At 71.4% G+C, this 1348-nt stretch carries 2 protein-coding genes; both read left to right on the top strand.

Features of this window, described 5'->3' with window-relative positions; genetic code table 11:
* Nucleotides 1–288 precede the first annotated feature (288 nt).
* A complete protein-coding gene (locus E4P40_RS29250) occupies nt 289–507 on the top strand; it encodes a hypothetical protein (protein ID WP_245160637.1) in 219 nt (72 codons plus the stop codon).
* Nucleotides 504–1118, top strand: a complete 615-nt coding sequence (locus E4P40_RS27545; protein ID WP_245160636.1) for a NeuD/PglB/VioB family sugar acetyltransferase — start codon at nt 504–506, stop codon at nt 1116–1118. The genes E4P40_RS29250 and E4P40_RS27545 overlap by 4 nt, the downstream gene beginning before the upstream one ends.
* Nucleotides 1119–1348 lie beyond the last annotated feature (230 nt).

The raw sequence follows: 1348 nt of genomic DNA, 5'->3' as shown, positions 1-1348 counted from the left end.
GGTTCGGCAGGCTGATCAGACGCCGTCGAGCGGCTGGCTTTCGTGTGGGCCGTGGGCGGCCCCAGGGCGAGCGGGCGGCAAGCTAGGTTGCGCCGTCGAGCGGCATAGCTGTCGCAGCCGTCACCGCACGCTCTGGTGCCGGGACTTCTCCCGAAGCGGCCCCTATGGGCGCGGGGAGGGCCACCGGCGGGGGCGCACTACGCCCCCCCCCAGAATCGACGCATGGACGCCTACATCACGCTCTCGACAACGATCACCATTCCGTACGGAGACGACGAGGAGGAATGAGTGGGCGCGGCCGTGACGCGCGTGCTGCTGGAGGGCATGAAGGTCAACACCATCCGCAGGGACCAAGGCGGCATCGCGCTGCACGTCGACCTCGGGCCACTCCCGCTCGACCAAGCTCCTGCGCGCTGCGAGAAGCTCGCCGCCTTCGTGAAGGAGGCGGCCGCCGAGGGTGTCCCGAACCACCGCGCTTCTTGGGGTTCCGGCATGATGCTCCGGTGATCTACATCGGGGGCGCCGGAGGCTTCGGCCGAGAGACCTACGACGCGCTCCTGGCGATCTTCGACCAGTTGGCGGCCGGCGGTGAGTCCGACCCCGACGTCGCTTTCCTGGACGACGCCCGGGCCGGCGAGACGGTTCGGGGGCTGCCCGTGCTGGCCCCGGAGCAGGCCGAGCCTGGCGCGGAGTTCGTCGTCGCCATCGGCGATGCCGCCACACGCCGACGCGTGGTGGAGCGACTCGAGGCGGGAGAGTTGGTCCCGCGCTCGGTCATCCACCCCGGCGCCATCATCGCGCCGGAGACGACCGTGGCGCCTGGATGCGTCGTGCTGCCTCTCACCTACGTGTCGTCGTCGATCACCCTCGGGGCGCACGTTCATCTGGGCGCCGGCGTGACCATCGGTCACGACGCCGTGCTCAACGACTACGTGACGGTGTTCCTCGGCGCCAACATCGCAGGCGACGTCACGCTGGGCGAAGGGGCCACGGTCGGCGGTGCGGCCATGATCCTTCCCGGCGTCCAGGTGGGGGCCGGGGCAACGATCGGCGCTGGGTCCGTGGTGACCCGCGATGTCGCGCCGGGCGCCACGGTGAAGGGCGTCCCTGCCCGCTAGCTTTCGCCCCCCCAGTCAAGACCTGTAGCGGGCAGGGGTCATCGGGCCGGGGGCTTCGGCGTCCGGCCGTGGGGTGCAGCGCGGTGGTCGGGTCCGGCGTGGGGCCAGGTTCGGCAGGCTGATCAGACGCCGTCGAGCGGCTGGCTTTCGTGTGGGCCGTGGGCGGCCCCAGGGCGAGCGGGCGGCAAGCTAGGTTGCGCCGTCGAGCGGCATAGCTGTCGCAGCCGTCA

The sequence above is a fragment of the Blastococcus sp. CT_GayMR20 genome (genome assembly GCF_004570345.1).
This window is presented reverse-complemented; position numbering and strand designations above follow the sequence as displayed.